21 protein-coding genes are annotated in these 17,291 nt (G+C 66.5%); 5 read left to right on the forward strand and 16 right to left on the reverse strand.

Annotated features, from left to right (window positions below; translation table 11 throughout):
* Window positions 1-155 precede the first annotated feature (155 nt).
* A complete protein-coding gene (locus AX692_RS08440) occupies window positions 156-638 on the forward strand; it encodes a hypothetical protein (RefSeq protein WP_073974635.1) in 483 nt (160 codons plus the stop codon).
* A gap of 79 nt (window positions 639-717) precedes the next feature.
* Here the strand turns inward: AX692_RS08440 and AX692_RS08445 are convergent, their stop codons facing one another.
* The 4 genes from AX692_RS08445 to rpsF all read right to left on the reverse strand — a co-directional run bounded on the left by AX692_RS08445 (window position 718) and on the right by rpsF (window position 3,504).
* Window positions 718-2,199 carry an AMP nucleosidase gene (locus AX692_RS08445; RefSeq protein ID WP_081095215.1) on the reverse strand — a complete coding sequence of 494 codons (1,482 nt, stop codon included), beginning with the start codon at window positions 2,197-2,199 and terminating at the stop codon, window positions 718-720.
* 95 nt (window positions 2,200-2,294) lie between these two features.
* Window positions 2,295-2,900, reverse strand: coding sequence for a 50S ribosomal protein L9 (rplI, locus tag AX692_RS08450; protein WP_073974633.1), 606 nt, complete (start codon window positions 2,898-2,900; stop codon window positions 2,295-2,297).
* 14 nt (window positions 2,901-2,914) lie between these two features.
* A complete protein-coding gene (gene rpsR / locus AX692_RS08455; RefSeq protein ID WP_017665523.1) occupies window positions 2,915-3,139 on the reverse strand; it encodes a 30S ribosomal protein S18 in 225 nt (74 codons plus the stop codon).
* On the reverse strand, window positions 3,139-3,504 hold the full coding sequence (gene rpsF, locus AX692_RS08460; protein WP_073974632.1) for a 30S ribosomal protein S6: 366 nt from the start codon (window positions 3,502-3,504) through the stop codon (window positions 3,139-3,141). Before rpsF ends, rpsR begins: the two co-directional genes overlap by 1 nt.
* Before the next feature lie 208 nt (window positions 3,505-3,712).
* On the opposite strand from rpsF, the gene AX692_RS08465 reads away from it, so the two are divergent.
* Window positions 3,713-4,660: a DUF808 domain-containing protein gene (locus tag AX692_RS08465; protein ID WP_073974631.1), complete on the forward strand. Its 948-nt coding sequence runs from the start codon at window positions 3,713-3,715 to the stop codon at window positions 4,658-4,660.
* 10 nt (window positions 4,661-4,670) lie between these two features.
* Window positions 4,671-5,321: a glutathione S-transferase family protein gene (locus AX692_RS08470; RefSeq protein WP_073974630.1), complete on the forward strand. Its 651-nt coding sequence runs from the start codon at window positions 4,671-4,673 to the stop codon at window positions 5,319-5,321.
* Here the strand turns inward: AX692_RS08470 and AX692_RS08475 are convergent.
* The 10 genes from AX692_RS08475 to argB all read right to left on the reverse strand — a co-directional run bounded on the left by AX692_RS08475 (window position 5,318) and on the right by argB (window position 14,764).
* Complete coding sequence (locus AX692_RS08475) at window positions 5,318-7,066, reverse strand: methyl-accepting chemotaxis protein (RefSeq protein ID WP_073974629.1); 1,749 nt, start codon at window positions 7,064-7,066, stop codon at window positions 5,318-5,320. The genes AX692_RS08470 and AX692_RS08475 overlap by 4 nt on opposite strands.
* 34 nt (window positions 7,067-7,100) lie before the next feature.
* Complete coding sequence (locus AX692_RS08480) at window positions 7,101-8,357, reverse strand: carbohydrate porin (RefSeq protein WP_230959629.1); 1,257 nt, start codon at window positions 8,355-8,357, stop codon at window positions 7,101-7,103.
* A 155-nt stretch (window positions 8,358-8,512) separates the two neighbouring features.
* Complete coding sequence (locus tag AX692_RS08485; RefSeq protein WP_073977635.1) at window positions 8,513-9,739, reverse strand: class I adenylate-forming enzyme family protein; 1,227 nt, start codon at window positions 9,737-9,739, stop codon at window positions 8,513-8,515.
* Window positions 9,739-10,296, reverse strand: coding sequence for a TerD family protein (locus tag AX692_RS08490; protein WP_081095217.1), 558 nt, complete (start codon window positions 10,294-10,296; stop codon window positions 9,739-9,741). Before AX692_RS08490 ends, AX692_RS08485 begins: the two co-directional genes overlap by 1 nt.
* A 66-nt stretch (window positions 10,297-10,362) precedes the next feature.
* Window positions 10,363-10,944: a TerD family protein gene (locus AX692_RS08495; RefSeq protein WP_073973777.1), complete on the reverse strand. Its 582-nt coding sequence runs from the start codon at window positions 10,942-10,944 to the stop codon at window positions 10,363-10,365.
* A gap of 145 nt (window positions 10,945-11,089) precedes the next feature.
* Window positions 11,090-11,716, reverse strand: coding sequence for a MarC family protein (locus AX692_RS08500; protein WP_073973776.1), 627 nt, complete (start codon window positions 11,714-11,716; stop codon window positions 11,090-11,092).
* A 30-nt stretch (window positions 11,717-11,746) separates the two neighbouring features.
* Window positions 11,747-12,526, reverse strand: a complete 780-nt coding sequence (locus tag AX692_RS08505; protein ID WP_073973775.1) for a hypothetical protein — start codon at window positions 12,524-12,526, stop codon at window positions 11,747-11,749.
* Window positions 12,523-13,434 (reverse strand): bifunctional methylenetetrahydrofolate dehydrogenase/methenyltetrahydrofolate cyclohydrolase FolD, encoded by a 912-nt coding sequence (folD, locus tag AX692_RS08510; protein WP_073973774.1) that lies wholly within the window; start codon window positions 13,432-13,434, stop codon window positions 12,523-12,525. The genes AX692_RS08505 and folD overlap by 4 nt, the downstream gene beginning before the upstream one ends.
* Window positions 13,434-13,685, reverse strand: coding sequence for a YggT family protein (locus AX692_RS08515; RefSeq protein ID WP_230961048.1), 252 nt, complete (start codon window positions 13,683-13,685; stop codon window positions 13,434-13,436). Before AX692_RS08515 ends, folD begins: the two co-directional genes overlap by 1 nt.
* 161 nt (window positions 13,686-13,846) lie before the next feature.
* Entirely contained in the window at window positions 13,847-14,764 is a 918-nt protein-coding gene (argB, locus tag AX692_RS08520; protein WP_073973772.1) for an acetylglutamate kinase, read from the reverse strand.
* Between the two features lie 201 nt (window positions 14,765-14,965).
* Between argB and AX692_RS08525 the strand changes: the two genes are divergently transcribed.
* Complete coding sequence (locus tag AX692_RS08525) at window positions 14,966-15,151, forward strand: hypothetical protein (protein ID WP_073973771.1); 186 nt, start codon at window positions 14,966-14,968, stop codon at window positions 15,149-15,151.
* A gap of 262 nt (window positions 15,152-15,413) precedes the next feature.
* Complete coding sequence (locus AX692_RS08530) at window positions 15,414-15,794, forward strand: endonuclease domain-containing protein (RefSeq protein WP_073973770.1); 381 nt, start codon at window positions 15,414-15,416, stop codon at window positions 15,792-15,794.
* Window positions 15,795-15,986: 192 nt separating this feature from the next.
* Here the strand turns inward: AX692_RS08530 and AX692_RS08535 are convergent, their stop codons facing one another.
* Both AX692_RS08535 and AX692_RS19605 read right to left on the reverse strand, forming a co-directional pair.
* Window positions 15,987-16,430: a hypothetical protein gene (locus AX692_RS08535; RefSeq protein WP_155644899.1), complete on the reverse strand. Its 444-nt coding sequence runs from the start codon at window positions 16,428-16,430 to the stop codon at window positions 15,987-15,989.
* A 23-nt stretch (window positions 16,431-16,453) separates the two neighbouring features.
* On the reverse strand, window positions 16,454-17,119 hold the full coding sequence (locus AX692_RS19605) for a hypothetical protein (RefSeq protein WP_155644898.1): 666 nt from the start codon (window positions 17,117-17,119) through the stop codon (window positions 16,454-16,456).
* Between the last annotated feature and the right edge of the window lie 172 nt (window positions 17,120-17,291).

A 17,291-nucleotide genomic window follows, 5' to 3' on the forward strand; every position in this document is an offset into this window, starting at 1 on the left:
CTCTCCTGTCGAGGGCGTCGGCCCGCAAGCCTAGCCGAGCGGCACAGGCGCGTCACCTTGCGCGCGATTCGCACCAGGGCTGACCAATTAATCCAAGCCAGTCGGGGGGCGAATCGGTTATGCCTCGGCTGTGGGTTACCAACGGAGGGAATTTCATGATCATTTGCCGTCTCCTGTCGCTGTCGGTCCTGGCGGGCGTGGCCGCCGCCACTGCGGCTCCGGCCGCTGCCGAGGATGCTAGCGTTGAGAGGCGGCTCGACCGCGAGGGCCTCAAGTACGAGGTCGACGATGACGGCGATTACAAGCTCACCTTCAACTATTCCAAGGAAGGGCGCACCCAGCTGGTGTTCGTCTCGGGCACGACCCAGACGGTGTCGGGCCTGACCATCCGCGAGGTGTTCTCGCCGGCCGGGCGCGTCGAGAAGGACGGGATCGGCGGCGAGGCTGCGCTCGAGCTGCTCGCCAACTCGGGCCAAATGAAGATGGGCAGCTGGGAAATCCGCGGCGACGTACTCTATTTCGTCATCAAGGTGCTCGACAGCGCGACCTCGAGCGAGCTGTCGAGCATGCTCGACATCGCCGCCGAGACCGCCGACGACAAGGAAATCGAGCTCTCGGGCGACAGGGACGACCTGTGAGCCGAGGTTAGGGCGGCGCGGGGGGCGCCGCCCTACACACCTTAACGGAACGGCGGTTCGTTGCCCCCGTCCGTTCCGCCTAGCGGAACGGCGGTTCGTTGAACGCGCGCAGCTTGCGCGAGTGCAGCCGGTCACCCTCGTCGCGCAGGCGGGCGACCGCGACGATGCCGATCTGCAGGTGCGCGGCGATCGTTTCCTCGTAGAACTTGTTTGCCTGCCCCGGCAGCTTGATCTCGCCGTGGAGCGGCTTGTCGGATACGCACAGCAGCGTCCCGTAGGGCACCCGGAAGCGGTAGCCTTGGGTGGCGATGGTCGCGCTCTCCATGTCGATCGCGATCGCGCGGCTCTGCGAGAAGCGGGTCGCTGACGAGGAATAGCGCAGCTCCCAGTTGCGATCGTCGGTGGTGACGACCGTCCCGGTGCGCATGCGCTGCTTGAGGTTGGCGCCCTGCACGCCCGAGACCTGCTCGGCCGCGAGCGCCATCGCCTGCTGGACTTCGGCAATCGGCGGGATCGGGATTTCGGGCGGCAGCACCGCGTCGAGCACGTGATCGTCGCGCAGGTAGGCGTGGGCGAGCACGAAGTCGCCGATCTTCTGGGTCGAGCGCAGCCCCCCGCAGTGGCCGATCATCATCCACGCATGCGGACGCAGCACCGCGAGGTGATCGCAGATGTTCTTGGCATTGGAGGGGCCGACGCCGATGTTGACCAGCGTGATCCCGCTCCCGTCCTCACGGATCAGGTGATAGGCGGGCATCTGGTGCTTGCGCCAGGCGGTGTCGTTGAGCTGATCCTGCGCGTGGGGCGTGGGCTGGCGGATATCGAGCCCGGCTGCGCCTGTCAGCGCGACATAGCCGTCGGTGCCGATCGCCTGCGCGCCCCAGTTCACGAACTCATCGACATAGCGGTGATAATTGGTGAACAGCACGAAGTCCTGGAAGTCGCTGACCTCGCTCCCGGTGTAGTGCTTCAGCCGCGCGAGCGAGTAATCGGTGCGCAGGCCATCGAACAGCGAAAGCGGCATGTCATGGTCGCCGTCGACCTCGATCCCGTCGGCCAGTTCATCGCCGATCAGGGCGAGATCGGTCGCGGGGAAGTGCGCCGCGATCTCGCGCGGGGCGATGCCGACCATCGCTGCGCCCGCCTCGCCGTCGAGCACATAGGGGAAAGGGATTTCCTGGCGCGAGCGGCTGACGGTGACCTCGACCTCGTATTCCTCCGCGATCAGCGCAAGCTGCTCGGTCAGGTATTGCGCGAAGCGATCGGGGCGGGTGACGGTGGTCGAATAGGTGCCCGGGGCCTCGAGCCGTCCGAAAGCGCGGCTACGATCCTTCGGCTCGCCCACGCCGGCGTAGCGCAAGGTGATCTGCGGATAGGCATAAGAGCCGTCGGCGCGCTTGGCGGGGGCCGGCAGAGTGCCGTTCTTCCCGAAGGCGATGACGTCCTCGCGCAAGGTGCGCACCGCGTCGTCATAGTGCTGCTGAAGCTGGCTGAGGATAGCGGGAATGTCGATCATGGCAGTTTTCTCTGCTCCTTTCTTGTTATCGTTGTGTGGCAGCATCTTCGCGATTGCGGACGCCGTTTACAAGAAGGGCGCGAAGATCGAGGTGATCTTCGCGCCCTTGCTGTGTGTGGGGCCGGTTGGGACCGAATGTCTTACGCGTCCTCGCCGCCTTCGAGCAGCTCGGCCGGGATCTCGCCGGGCTCGAGGCTGGTGTCGATGCGGGTCGCTTCGGCCTGTTCCTCAATCTCGCGCTGTTCGTCGGCGAACATCGCCGCCAGCACGTCGACGCCTTCGCTCTGGAGCTTGGCTTCGTCGTCCGAGCGGGCAACGTTGGCCTTGACCGTGACGCGCACTTCGGGGTGGAGAGCGATCGTCACGTCATGCATGCCGATGGTCTTGATCGGCGCGCCGAGGATGACCATGCGCTTGTCGACGCTATGGCCCTGTTCCGAAAGCCCGGCGACGATGTCGCGCACGCTGACCGAACCATAGAGCTGGCCGGCGTTCGAGGCGGCGCGGATCAGCACCACTTCCGCGCCCGCGACCTTCTCGCCCTGGGCTTCGGCGACGGTGCGACGCTCGGCGTTTTCCTTTTCGAGACGCTCGCGGTTAGCCTCGAAGACCTTGCGGTTGGCTTCGTTGGCGCGAAGGGCCTTCTTCTGCGGCAGCAGGAAGTTGCGCGCATAGCCGTCCTTCACGGTGACGACGTCACCGATCGAGCCGAGCTTTTCGATGCGCTCGAGGAGAATGATGTCCATGTCTCTTTCTCCTCTTACTTCACGATGAACGGCAGCAGGCCGATCTGGCGCGCGCGCTTGATCGCCTGGGCCAGTTCACGCTGCTTCTTCGCCGAGACGGCGGTGATGCGCGAAGGCACGATCTTGCCACGCTCGGACATGAAGCCCTGCAGCAGGCGCACGTCCTTGTAATCGATCTTGGGGGCGTCCTTGGCCGCGAAGGGGCAGGACTTGCGGCGGCGGAAAAACGGGCGGGCCATCAGTCGCGCTCCTCACGGGTTTCGCGGCGCTTACGCTCGCGTTCGTTCTTGCGCATCATCACGCTGGGGCCTTCCTCGTGCTCTTCCACGCGGATGGTCATGTAGCGGATGATGTCTTCGTTGATGCGGGTCTGGCGCTCGAGCTCGGCGACGACGTTGCCGGGGGCATCGATGTTGAGCAGCACGAAGTGCGCCTTGCGGTTGCGCTCGATCTTGTAGGCGAGCGACTTGAGGCCCCAAGTCTCGGTCTTGGTGACCTTGCCGTTACCGGCCTCGACGATTTCGGTGGCTTGCGCCGCCAGCGCGTCGACCTGAGCCTGGCTCAGATCCTGACGCGCAAGAAAGACGTGCTCGTAGAGCGCCATCTTCGCGTTCCTTTCACTTCCTGCCGATCGCTGGCTGATCCGTCGGCAAAGACGGGGCCCCTCCGGCTTTCTTCGATAATCGCAAGGGCGCATCCCGTGCGAAGCGCGGCCCCTTACAGCTTTGGCGGGCAATTGCAAGTCTTGTGCGCAGGGAACAGGCAGGGCACTCGGCGAGTTTAACGAGGGTTCGCACAAGGGGGAAGTTTCCGTGCCATCAGGATTGGTCGCCTTGCTTGACGACGTGGCGGTGATCGCGCGCGCCGCATCCGCCTCGATCGATGATATCGCCGTGGCCGCTGGCAAGGCCGGTTCCAAGACCGCGGGCGTTGTCATCGACGACGCGGCCGTCACACCCAGCTACGTCACCGGCCTCAGCCCCGCGCGCGAATTGCCGATCATCTGGAAGATCACCAAGGGCAGCTTGAAGAACAAGCTGCTGATCCTGCTACCCGGCGCGATCCTGCTGTCCGAGTTTCTGCCGCAAGCGATCATTTACCTGCTGATGCTGGGCGGGGCCTTCCTGTGCTACGAGGGCGCGGAAAAGGTCATGGAGAAACTGGGCGGGGCCAAGCACGGCAAGACGCTGGAGGACGAGATCGTCGACCCGGTCGCCTTCGAGATTGAGCGTGTCGGCGGGGCGATCCGCACCGACCTCATCCTCTCCGCCGAGATCATGGCGATCACGCTCGCCGCGCTCGAGCTGCCGAGCTGGTGGGAGCGGGGCATTGCGCTCGCGCTGGTGGCAGTCATTGTCACGGTGGTGGTCTATGGCGCGGTGGCGGTGATCGTGAAGATCGACGATGTCGGCCTCTACCTCACCAAGCAGGCCGATAGCTGGAAGCAGGGCCTGGGCCATTTCCTGCTGCGCTTCGTGCCCAAGCTGCTGGTGGCCCTTTCGGTGATCGGCACCATCGCGATGCTGTGGGTGGGCGGCGGGATCATCGTCCACGGCACGCATGAGGTGGGCTTCCACGGGCTTTACGATCTGATCCACGGGGCCGAGGGGGCCGTCGCGGCCGCAGCGGGAGCGCTCGGCGGGGTGGCGGGCTGGGCGACCTATGCTGCGCTTTCAGCGGTGGTCGGGGTGGTGCTGGGCACCATCATCGCCTTTGTCCTGCACAAAGTGCTGGGTGTGGGCGCGGGCGAGGGGCACTAAGTCCGCGCATATGACCACACCTGTCCTCTACACCTGCGCGCGATCGCGCGGCCTGCGGGCTACCTGGGCGGCCGAGGAAGCGGGGGTCGAGATCGACCTCCGGATTCTCCCGTTCCCCCCGCGCTACCTCGCGCCCGAATACATGGCCGTAAACCCGCTCGGCACCGTGCCGATGCTGGTCGATGGCGAGACCCGGCTGACCGAGAGCTGCGCGATCGCGCACTACCTCGCCACGCGCGGCGGTACCACCGATCTCGCGGTGGCTCCGGGCGAGCGGGACTATGGGGAATACCTCGACTTTACCTACCACGCGGACGCCACGATCACCTTCCCGCAGACGGTCTACATGCGCTTCTGCCTGTTCGAGAAAGACAAGGGGCTGCAGGAGGCGGGGCACGCCTACGCCAAGTGGTTCCACAAGCGCCTGATCAAGGTGGAGCAGCGCCTCGAGACCCGCGAATACCTGTGCGCCGACCGCTTCACCGTCGCCGACATCTGCGTCGGCTACGCGCTGATCCTCGCGGCAAGCGTGGGACTCGACGAAGGCGTCCCCGAAAGCCTCAAGGCTTACCGCGAGCGCCTGACCGCCCGCCCCGCCTACCAGCGGGCGCTTGCGCGAGAGGAGGAAGGCCGCGTGGCGCTGGAGACGGCACGCGCCTAGGCTGCCCAGCGGTCTTCCGCAGAAGCCGCGGCTGCGCCCATCGCACCCGCCTCGAGCCGGAAATCGGCCACCAGTGCCGCAAGACCCTGCGCCTGCCGCGTGAGCCCGCTCGCCGCCGCAGTCGCCTCCTCGACCATTGCGGCGTTCTGCTGGGTCATCCGGTCCATCTCGCGCGCCGCGCTGCTGACCTGCTGCAAGCTGTCGGCCTGCACCGAGGAGGCCTCGGCGATCCGGGCGATATGCTCGCTGGTGCGCGCCACATGGGTGAGGATCGCGTCGAAGGCCTCGCCCGTGCGGCCGACCAGCGCGACCCCCCGCTCGACATGGCCGGCGCTCGCGGTGATCAGCGCGGTGATGTCGCTCGCCGCTTCGGCCGAGCGCTGGGCGAGGGCGCGCACCTCGTTGGCGACCACGGCAAAGCCCTTGCCGGATTCGCCCGCGCGCGCCGCCTCGACCCCGGCGTTCAAGGCGAGGAGGTTGGTCTGGAAGGCGATCCCCTCGATCAGGGTGATGATCTGCGCGACCTCGTGCGAGGATTGCTCGATAGCGGTCATCGTTTCCATCGCGTCGCGCACCACTGCGCCGCCGGTCGCGACCTCGTTCTGCGCCTCGCCCACGGTCTTTTCGGCATCGCGGGCGCTGGCGGCGGTGCCCTGGACGCCGCTTGCGATCTCGCCCATCGCGCTGGTGGTCTGCTCGACCCGGGCGGCCTGCAATTCGTTGCGCTTGGCAAGGTCGTCGGAGGCCGCGTGGATCTCGCCCGCGCCGCTGGTTACCCCCTCGGCCGCATTCACCACCTCGCGGATCACGCCCGCCAATTCCTGCGCGGTGCGGTTGAAGTTTTCGCGCAGCGCCTCGTATTCGGCCGCGAACGGCGTGGCGATCCGGCAGGTGAGATCGCGCGCGGCGAGCGCCTTCAGCCCGTCGGCGAGGGCACCCACAACCAGGTGCTGCTGGGCGTCGGCCTTCTGCTTCGACAGGGCGGCGGCACGGAACACCTCGGCGGCGCGGGCGATGTCGCCGATCTCGTCGGAGGTATCGGCCTCGGGGATAGCGGCGGCAAAATCGCCCGCAGCCAGCGTCCCGAGCCGTTCGGCAAGTCTGATCAGGCGGGCTACGATCGCGCGGCGGACCATCCACACCGTCCCCGCCAGCACCGCCAGCGAGAGCAGCGCGAAGAACACCAGCAGCAGCCAGCTGCTCGATTGCGCTGCAGCATTCTTCTGCGCGAGCAGATCCTCGAACACGAGGCCGATCGCCTCCATCGATTCCTCGAGCGTGTCGAACTTGGCATTGAACTCGGGAAACAGCGCCTCGGCCCGCGCGCGATCCCCGGCGGCGGCCTCGACCATCTTCTTCGCGATCCCGAGATAGGCCTCGACATCGGCGTCGGTCTTGGCGAGCAGCGCGATCATCTTCTCCTGCTCGGCCGCATCGGCATCCTTGCGGTTCTCGGCCATGATCGTGCGGTAATTGGCGGAATACTCGGCCAGATCCTTGCGCGCGGCGGCGATCTGCGCGGGGTTCCCGCTCGCCGCGCCGTAGAGCGCCGCATAGACCGCGCCGCGCACCGCGTCGTGCATCATGTCGCCGACCATGTGGTTGCGCAGCATTCCCACCAGCCGCTCGCCCTCGGCATCGCTCTGCATGCGGCTGTAGTCGCGCCAGGCGGTGGCGGCGGTCTGCACCAGCGTCAGGCCGAGCAGCACGGCGGCAAGGATGAGGGCACGGGTCTTGATTGTCATGCTGGCGGGTTCCCGGATGGAGGCGAGGGCGCGCTCACCGGCTTGCCGCGCCGGTGAGGATGAAGCGCAGGGCGAAGATCACCGCATCGCGCGCGCCCGGGCTGCGGTCGGAGCTGCGGACATACTGGCTGTCGAGCTGCAGCGTCAGCCACGGGGCGACGCGGTCGGCATAGGTGATCTCGAACCCGGTTTCGTTCGGGCCGCGGGCAATGCCCGCGTCGGCCTCGTTGCGGCGGAACCTGCCTGTCAGGAAGGCCTGGTTAACCCCCGCGGAGAATTGGCTGTCGGGCCGCCCGGTGAAGACGCCATTGACCAGCACCCCGGCCTGCCAACCGCCCCAATAGGGGGTGGTGTCGCCATCGGAGATCCCTGCGCGAAGGAACAGGCTCGCCGCCGGCGTATCGGGCTCGGAGGCTTGCTTCGACGTGCCGATGGGCACTTCGACCAGCAGATAGGCGCCCGCCGCGCGCTGACGCAGCGGATCGCCCGCGGCATCGACGAGGCGCAGATCATCCTGGCGGCGGGTGTAGGTCCACGCCCCCAGCGCCAGCTTGCCGAAGCTCGTCACCCCGGCCTCGCCGATCACCAGCGCGCCCTCGCGCAGCATCGCGGGGATCCCGCCCGCATCACCCAGCACGCCGCTCTCGGCATTGACCAGCGCGAGGCTCGCATAGGTGGTGGCGGTGGGCTCGACGTGCACCATCAGGGTGGGTGCGGTCGAGGGGAAGATCGCCGGGCCGTTGGGGCCGGTGGCCGCGAGCTCCGAGCCGATCCCGAAGGCAGGCGCGATCAGCAGCCCTGCGGCCTCGTTGCTGTAGAATTCGGCGTTGAGATCGATGAACCCCGCAGCCAGGCGCACCCCGGCATCGGCGAAGTCCTTGGCAAGGTAGAACTGGTAGAGCTTGACGCGATTATGCGCGACCTCGGCATTGTCGATGCCCTGGAGCGTGCCCGCCAGCAGGTTCGGTTCGCGCCCGGTGCCCGCGATCACCTCGCCGACCAGCTGCGCGCCGCGCCACCCGGCGGCGGCCTCGAGATCGAGCGTGCCGGTGAGGGTCAGCAGGTCGACATGGCGCACGCCGCTGCGCTCGCCTTGCGCCACCCCGACGATGTCGAGCACATATTCGCCCTCGAGCGTGAAGACCGACGCATCCTCGGCGGCCTCGCCATCCTCGGCGCTCTCGGCATTGCCGGCGTGCAGGGCGGCGGTCGGCAGGGTGCTCGCACCCAGCAACATGATGCAGCGCAGCAGCGCCGCGATGATCCTCGCACTGACCGACAAATGCTGCATGGCCTCGCCCTCGATGCAAGACTGCACCGCGGCGATGGGCCCGGTTTTCTCTGCATCTTGCGGGGTTTGCAGATAATGCGGGGGCCGCTAAGCGCTGGTGAGGCGTGCCCCCCGTCAGGTTCCTTACGCGGGAATCGCGGGGAGCCGGGAAGGTGTCAGGCGGCTTGATCGGGGCCGACCGGGCGTGCCGACAACTCCTGGCGCAGCAGCTTGCCGATCGGATCGCGCGGCAGGCTGTCGACGAACTCGATGTAGCGCGGGCGCTTGTAGCCTGCGATCTGCCCCTTGAAGCGGGCGGTGATCTCCGCGCGGGTGAGCGTGTGTCCGGGCTTCAGCACCACGAAGGCCTTGACCGCCTCGCCCCATTGCCTGTCGGGCACGCCGCAGCAGCCTGCGTCGGCGACCTCGGGCATGGCGGCGAAGACCGCGTCGACCTCGGCGGGGTAGACGTTCTCGCCGCCGGTCTTGATCAGCTCCTTGGCGCGCCCGAGGAGGTAGCCGAGCCCGCGTTCGTCCATCGTGCCGAGGTCGCCGGTGCGCAGCCAGCCGTGGCCGAGGGCAGCCGCGCTCGCCTCGGGGTTGCGCCAGTAGCCGAGCATCACCGCCGGGCCGCGCAGGCACAATTCGCCCTCCGCGCCCGGGGGAAGATGGTTGCCCTCGGGGTCGAGCACGGTCATTTCGACATGCGGCAGCGTCCAGCCGATCGAGCGGGGGTGCTCCAGCATGTCGGGATAGTCAATGAAGGTCGCAAAGCCGCAGATCTCGGTCTGGCCGTAGCCGCCGACGACCCGGGCGTCCCAATCGGTCTCGATGAACTCGTACATCTGAGGCCGCCCCATGCCCGCCCCGCCGGTGTAGTTGGTGAGCGGCATGCGGCCGTCGCGGACCGGGTTCATCGCCTGCCACGGGAAGGAGATGGTGGGAAAGGCGCTGGTGGTGGTGCAGCCCTCGCGGTGGAGCAACTCGAGGATCGCGGCGCTATCGTCGTCGCGCCCCGCGAACACGGATGTGCCCCCGCAGGCGAGCATCGCCGCCACCTGCTGCATGCCGACGACATGGAACAGCGGATTGACCGACAGCAGCACTTCGTCGGCGGTGAAGCGGCGATGCTGTGCGAAGCCCAAGGCGCTCGCGGCAACCGCGCTTCCCGCTTGCAGACAGCCCTTGGGCCGGCCGGTCGTGCCGCTGGTGTACATCATGTAGAGCGGGCGATCGGGGGCAAGGCCGAGGCCGAGGTCGTAGGCGTGGGGCGCGGGCGGGAGTGCGGCGAGAGCGGCGGTTTCGAAAAGACCGTCGGCAGCGTGGTGTTCGTCCACCTGATGTACTTCGCCCGCCGCAGCGCCCTCGATCAGGGCGGCAAAGCGCGGGTTGGCAAAGGTCATCACGGGTTCGGCATTGCCGCAGATCCATGCGATTTCGGCGGGGGCGGCGGTGCGGGCGCATCGGCGACCTCGCCGCCGAAATGCCCGATCAACGCGGCAAGCCCGCCCGCGAAGCCTGCGGCAATCGTGCCGATCTTCCAGCCCGAGGAGTGCCGGTAGATTTCCGCCAGCATCACCGCCTTCTCGTTGGTGAGCGCGGCCGCGGCATCGAAGCTCGCCTTGCCGCCGTCGATCGTCACCATCAGCGGGCGGCTTTCGCCGACCGAGCGGCTGTCATGGGTGGCGGTGAAGACGATGCGGTCGATGTTCGCGGGGAGGCGGTCGAGTTCGAGCGTGAAGGTCGCGGTGTTGCCCGCGCTCGCCATGCGCACCTCGCCGCCCGGGGTCGCGGGGTTGGAGAACAGCACGACATAGCGATCGTCGCCGATCTTCTGGCCGGGCTCGAGGCCAAAGGCGGCGATGTCGATCCCGTCGAGGCCGAACTCGACCTTCACCTCGCAATTGCTGCCGACCCCCAGGTCGGACAGCGAGCGCTTTTCCCCACGTTGCAGCTGCATGCGAATATGCTCCAGGTCTTGATCGGCGGGCGCGCCCCTCGCGCGCCGGGCCGGGATGGGTTCAGGTCAAAGAATGGCGCGGGCGGGCGCGGTGAGATCGTGGACGGTGCGCCCCGAGGTACGCTCGCCGATCGCCTTGAAGTCCCACTGGCCTCCGGCGCGCGACAGGCGGGCGAGGATCAGGCCGGTATGCGGGCCGGAATCCGAAATGTCGAAGCGCGCGAGCTCGCGCCCGCTCTTCTTGTCGACCACCCGGCCAAAGGCATTGGCGACCTTGTCGAAGGTCTGCCCGCGGAAGGAGTTGACGGTGAGCACGATGTGTTCGACCCGCGCGTCCAATCGGTCCAATTCGATCGCGATGCTCTCGTCATCGCCGTCACCCTCGCCGGTGAGGTTGTCGCCGCTGTGGCGGATTGTGCCGGCGGCGTTGGTGAGCTTGCCGAACCACACCTGTTCGAGCACGGCCTTGTCGACGTCGAAGGTGATGCACGAGGCGTCGAGATCGATGTCCCCGCCGCCGCCCAGCAATCCGCCGAGGAAGCCCTTCTTGGCGACGTCCCAGCCCACTCCGAGGCTGATCTGGGACAGGCCGTGCGGGGCCTCCTTGGCGAGGCTGACCGACTGGCTCTTCTGGAGCGAAATTCCCACTGATCCCCCGGCGCTGTCGCGCACTGTCTCGTTCCGGTACAAGGTATCCGCGAAGGCCGGAGGGGTGTCAACCCTGCACCCGACGGGATAGCGACAGGGTTAGTGTTGTTATCGTTACGTTTTTGTTAAAACGCGACAAGGCGATTCAGAGCCCGAAGCTGCCCTTCAGCCCGTCGATCACATATTGCGCCGCGAGCGCCGCCAGCAGCACGCCGAGGAGGCGGGTGATGACCGCTTCGACCTTGTCGCCGAGCAGCCGGATCAGCGGGCCTGCCGCGACCAGCGCGGCCGCAGTGATGACCAGCACCGCGGCCAGCGCGGCGAGGATCTGGCCCTGCTCGGGCAGGTTGCCATCCGCCTCGTTCATCAGCAGCATGATCGCCGCGATCGCGCCCGGCCCCGCCAGCATCGGCATCGCCATCGGGAAGACCGAGACGTCCTCGATCTCGGGGGTGGCGGCGATCTTCTCGGCGCGTTCCTCGCGGCGCTGGGTGCGCTTTTCGAACACCATGTCGAAGGCGATGAAGAACAGCATCAGCCCGCCCGCGATGCGGAACGAGTTCAGCTCGATGTGCAGCGCGCCCAGCAGCTCCTGCCCGAACAGCGCGAAGATCAGCAGGATGACGCTCGCGATCCCGGTCGCCCGCAGCGCCATGCTCCGCGCCTGCGCCACGCTCGCGCCCTTGGTCAGCCCGGCATAGATCGGCGCGCATCCGGGCGGATCGATCACCACGAACAGGGTGACGAAGGCGGAAAGGAAAGTCTCGGTCAGCATGGCGGAAGGCTCTGGCGCCCCCTCACATCAATCGCCGGTCGGCACAAGGCTTTGTTCGATCCCCGTCAGCCAGCGGCCCTGCTGGAAGTAGTCGGCGGCGATATAGCGCGTGCCGTCGGCGCGGTGCTCCCAGCGCCAGCGCAGCGTGCCGTCGCGCGAGAGCCTGGCGTCGGTCTTGCCATCCTCCCCGAGCGGGATCGCGGGCGGCGGCGGAACCGGCGCACCGGGGCGCGGGCACGTGGCGACGAGGCCCTGGATCGCGTCGATCTCCGTCACCACGATGTCGCCCGGCTGCGCCTCGACCTTCGCCGGTGGCGGGGGCTGCGGCACGTCGGGCCCGCCGACATCGAAGACGTAGCGATAGGCGCCATCGGGCTGGCGCTCCCACACGGTGACGAAATTGCCGACCGTGCCGTCGGGCCCGCGCAACCGCCCCTGGCTGACCGCGACCGCACCGTCGCAGCTCATCACCACGGTGCGCGCCTTCCACGTGACGGCCTGCGGCGGATCCTTCCGCGTCGCCAGCCACGGGGCGATGGGGAAGGGGCCGCCCGGGCCATGCAGCAGCGCACCGGGCGCGGCATACTTGGCGAAGGCGGTCCACTGGCCCAGCTCCTGCGCGTCCCGGGCAAAGGCGATCTCGGCGGCGACGATGGTGCTCGGCTGCGCGGCCCCCGGCGCGGTCGCGAGCGCGCGGTCGATGATCGCCACCTGACGCTTGGTCGGCTTGGGCGGCCCCCCGCCGCCAGCGCAAGCGGCAAGACCGGCGCAGAGCGCGGCGGCGACGAGCAGGCGGGCGTGGTTCATAATCCCTCGGGCGGCTCCATTCCGGCGTGAGCATGCGCGGCGACCAGCGTGTTCCGGAGCAGCACCGCAATCGTCATCGGCCCCACTCCGCCCGGCACCGGGGTGATCGCGCCCGCGACCGCGGCGGCCTCGGCATAGGCCACATCGCCCACCAGCCGCCCCTTGGGCTTGTCTTCGGTGGGGGCCAAGCGGTTGATGCCGACATCGATCACGGTCGCGCCCGGCTTGATCCAGTCCCCGCGCACCATCTCCGGCCGCCCCACGGCGGCAACCACGATGTCGGCGCGGCGCACCACCTCCGGCAGGTTGCGGGTGCGGCTGTGCGCGAGGGTGACGGTGGCATTGGCATCGGTGAGCAGCTGCGCCATCGGCTTGCCGACGATGTTCGAGCGCCCGATCACCACCGCCTCCAGCCCGCTGAGGTTGCCCAAGTGATCCTGCAGCAGCATCAGGCACCCCAGCGGCGTGCAGGGGACGAAGCCCCTCTGCCCGACCGCGAGCCGCCCGGCGTTGATCACGTGGAAGCCGTCGACATCTTTGTCGGGATCGATCGCGGCGATCACCGCCTGCTCGTCGAGACCTTGCGGCAGCGGCAGCTGGACGAGGATGCCGTCAACCTCGGGGTCGCGGTTCAGCCGCTCGACCAGCGTCAGCAGCTCGGCCGAAGAGGTGGTGGCGGGCAGGCGATGCTCGAAGCTCGCGATCCCCGCCTCCTCGCAGGCCCGGCCCTTGGCGCCGACATAGACCTGGCTCGCCGCGTCATCGCCGACCAGCACCACCGCCAGCCCCGGACGGCGCCCGGCGGCAAGCGTGAAGTCCGCCGCGCCTGCGCCGATCTTCGCCCGCAAGGCGTCCGCGAAGGCCTTCCCGTCGATCCGCGCCGCCAAGGTCTGGAGGGGATCCGGCATCAGTAGGCGAGGCCCTGCACGACCCGCGAGACCGCCGCGAGCAGGATCATGAACACCATCGGCGAGAAGTCGATCGCGCCGGTATCGGGCATGATGCGCCGGATCGGGCGCAGCGCCGGCTCGAACAGGCGCGAGAGCGCATCGTGCACCGCGAAGACGAACTGGTTGCGCGGGCTCACCACGTTGAAGGCGAACAGCAGCCCGATGATGAACCAGATGATCAACAGCATGTTGGCCGTGCTGATCACCATGCCGAGAATATCAACCAATGCCTGAGTCATTGCGATCCGTTTCCGTTACGAAGGCGGCGGCTTGCCGTGTGGCTGGCCTGCGCCCGGTCTTGTCCCTTGGTAGGCGTATTAGCCTGTTAATACGCCTCGCGCCATAGTGTTCCCGCGCCCCGGTTCCAGCCTCACGCGCGAACCAGCGTGCCGGCCCCGCGGGCGGTGAAGAATTCGAGCAGCATCGCGTGGCCCACCCGGCCATCGAGCACCACCGCCGCCTCGCAGCCCGATTGCACCGCGGCGACGCAGGTTTCCAGCTTGGGCACCATCCCGCCGCGGATCACGCCGTCCTCGCGCAGCTGCGCGATGTCGGCGGGGGTGAGGTCGGTGAGCAGCTCCCCGTCCGCGCCGAGCACGCCCGCCACGTCGGTCAGCAGGAACAGCCGCGCCGCGCCCAGTGCCGCCGCGATCGCGCCCGCCATGGTGTCGGCGTTGATGTTGTAGGTCGCCCCGTCCTCGCCGGGAGCAATCGGCGCGATCACCGGGATCATGCCCGCGGCCACCACGGTGTCGATCAGCGTGGTGTCGACCGCGGCAGGCTCGCCCACGAAGCCGAGGTCGACCGCCTGTTCGATATTGCTGTCAGGGTCGCGGGTGGTGCGGCTGACCTTGCGCGCGGTCACCAGCCCGCCATCCTTGCCCGAGATGCCGATCGCCTTGCCGCCTGCGCCGGCGATCCAGCCGACCAGCTCCTTGTTGATCGCGCCCGAGAGCACCATCTCGGCGACCTTGGCGGTGGCCTCGTCGGTCACCCGGAGCCCGTCGACGAAGGTGCTCTCCACCCCCAGGCGCCTCAGCATCTGCCCGATCTGCGGGCCGCCGCCGTGGACCACCACCGGGTTGATGCCGACCGCCTTCAGGAGCACGATGTCCTCGGCAAAGTCGCGCGCGGCTTCGGGATCGCCCATCGCATGGCCGCCATACTTCACCACGAAGGTCCGCCCGGCATAGCGCTGGAAGTAGGGCAGCGCCTCGATCAGCACTTCGGCCTTGGCGAGGTCGGGCGTCTCGGCCCGCGGATGGATCGTCTTCTCGGTCACCGGCATCGTTCCCAGCGCGCATCTCGCGCATCTCGGCCCGCGCCCTAGCGGGCTTGGCGCGCGCGGCCAAGCGGCTTGGTGAGCGGGGTAAACTAGATTAGGAATTCCCGGAAGTCGGTGTTAACCTCGTCGCGGTCGCAGAGCTGAAACTTCACCAACCGCTGCCTTTCCGCAAGCCGCGGAAGCCAGCGCCGAGGAGACGCGGGCATGAGCGACGACAGCGCAGACAGCAACGGCACCCCGCAGGGAGCCGCAGACCCATCGGGCGGAGGACGCCGCAACGGCGACCGCCGCCAGGCGCAGGCGCCCTTCGAGGGGGCCGACCGCCGCAAGAGCGATCGCCGCTCGGGCACCGACCGCCGCACCACGCCGCGAGACGAAACCGCCGATTGAGGCGCCCGGGCCGGAGGCCATCCCGGCTTGCGGGCTGGCGACGGGGTTGCAGCGGGCATGACCGGGCAACCCCACGCCGCGCGGGAGGTGTGGGGGCGCGGGTGCGTTGCGCTCTGCTTTTCGGGCCGATGCCTGTTTTCGTGCCTACCCGTGAGCTGAGCCACGCGTCTCCGATCACCCCCTCCCGCAGGTGTGGCGCAGCCACAACGGTTAGGGGTGGGCCCGTCTTGTCGCAATGCCCGCCTTCAGTTAAACCTCTGAAATGCCTGACTGGAAGCCTCGCAACACCGCACGCGCCCGCGCGCTGCGGCGCGAAGCGACGGGGCCGGAGCGGGCGCTTTGGGCGTTCCTGTCGAAGAGCCAGACGGGCGCGAAGTTCAGCCGCCAGATGCCGGTCGGCCCGTTCTTCGCCGACTTCCTGTGCCGCGAGCTTTCGCTGGTGGTCGAGCTCGACGGCTTCAGCCACGACTGCGCCCCCGAGCGCGATGCGCGCCGTGACGCGTGGATGGCGGCGCACGGGTTCACGGTGCTGCGGTTCACCAATGATGATGTGCGGGACAATGTCGAAGGCGTGGTGACCGCGATCCGGCTGGAGGTCGAGCGGCTGCGGGCGTTGAAAGGGAGTGGAAGTGCCCACCCCTAACCCCTCCCGCAAGCGGGAGGGGGACTACCGGCGGCAAGTGATCGGAATCGGGGCGCTCTGATGACCCTTCCCGCTCGCGGGAAGGGCGCGAGACTTGGCGGCTCTGCCGCTTAGTCGCAGCGGGATGGGCCTGCGCCAAGGGGCGAGGGGAGCTCATTTTCGGACACAACCGCGCTAGCCCCCATCAACCCTCTACTTTTCTGCGCTTTGTGCAACCCTGACTGAGATAATTTGCCGCATTACCCAAGCGAACTTCATGACGGCTATTGAGACCAAAAACAAAATCGAAAGCGAAACGGCTCTTAGCAACAATCCAATTTGGTCAGGATCGATCAATGACAGAAATATTGCAAACAATGCCGCAAACGACAGCCACAATATCGCCTCAGAAAAAACCATCCACAGCTGACTCTCAGATTTCGATTTTCTGAGTGGCACGAATTCCGGTCTATCAATAGCAGAGAATACAAACGCGGTCGTCGCACACAGCATGCCAAGCAACGTCAATGCTGGCGCGACCCACATGCGAGCACTTAAGACGATTGTGAGACTGTCAACACTGTCGAATAATTCAATACCCCATTTAGGGGCGTAGGTAAGGCCTGCCGCCAAAATCACAGCGATCAAAACATCCAATATTATCTGATTTTTCCAATACATCACCAAAGACCATTTGCTTTAGCTGCATCGGTAATGCGATCGCGTTTCTTCAAATATGCGCGCTCGAGAGTTGCAAATGCATTATCAGGAGACAAGGCTCGAGTCCGTTTATCAACTCTAATGAATTCCTCAGTCGAAATGAGGTATTCTTCAAGCATATCGAGTGGTTTTCGGCCCTCTAACGTTTTTCCTGTAGCCTTTAAGGTCGTCAGAGCCTCACGACTATTCGCATTCATAAAGAGCTTTCGAGCCAGATTTCGAAGGTTTGTGTCTGGCTCGCGCACAGCTTTTAGTACAATTGTCGTTTTCTTTACTTGGCCAGCTTTGCGGCAAGCAGCAAATGCTGCACCCAAGTTTGGGTCGGCCTCAGAAATTGCTTCTGCGTCAGTCGTTAAAGCTTCAATCTCTAACAACGTCACACATTCAAAATTCTCGAGTTCTTCAATTACAGAGCGTTGGAAAAGCGGGTAGAATCTTGGTGCTGACGGAAGAAGGCCACGGGTCTTGAAGGACAGATACTCACCGAGTCGTGCGATTCGTGGCGCATCTTTGTTGAACTCCGCAGCGACGGTTCCATCTTCGAATATTACAATATGGCTCCAGTCGATTATCCCAGCGTTTTGGGCAATACGGAGCGGCGTAATCTTGCCGGCGTCTTCGACCATCGGGAGGTCCGCCCGACGGATCCGCCCAAATTGCAATTTTATAGGATACTTCGCCGAGGAAACGAAAAGGGCCAATACTGTGTCGTCGTTCCCGGTTGCGAGATACCTGCCTTGATCATCAAATGGTAAGTTATCGATATACCTGATGCTATCCTCTAGGAGTGGGTGAAAC

Origin of the sequence: Erythrobacter donghaensis, assembly GCF_001557325.1 — a bacterium.
Taxonomy (GTDB): domain Bacteria; phylum Pseudomonadota; class Alphaproteobacteria; order Sphingomonadales; family Sphingomonadaceae; genus Erythrobacter; species Erythrobacter donghaensis_B.